Annotated in this window: 1 protein-coding gene; it reads left to right on the top strand. The window is 49.4% G+C overall.

Annotated elements, in window-relative coordinates; all coding sequences use genetic code 11:
• The coding region (locus tag CVN76_RS02230) for a hypothetical protein (protein ID WP_157805475.1) at positions 1-356 on the top strand (356 nt) is incomplete at both ends.

The raw sequence follows: 356 nt of genomic DNA, 5'->3' as shown, positions 1-356 counted from the left end.
GTGGCATCAGGAAGAAAAGCGGTAGGTGCCAATATGGCAGTGGATGACCTCTTGGCTTATTTGAATGGGGATAAGCAGCAGGTAGCTGAAGCGAAGGGCAAGGCAGCCGAGATGATCTTGCAGTCGGATTCACAGCAGCCTGGTGCCCTGTCCTTAAGGAATAATGAGAAATTGGTTCTGGCTGCTGTTATGGAAGCGGAATACCAAGCCGTCGATCTTACAAATGGTGCATCTGTTGCACTTCAGCTCAAAGAATTGACGAAGTTACTCGGCCTTCAGCTGGAGCATGCACTCATTAACCAATCCGCCGCCAATTTGGAGGAAAACCAGCAGGATATAGAGACACTAAAGCCGCT

The sequence above is a fragment of the Bacillus sp. mrc49 genome (assembly GCF_002803435.1).
This window is presented reverse-complemented; position numbering and strand designations above follow the sequence as displayed.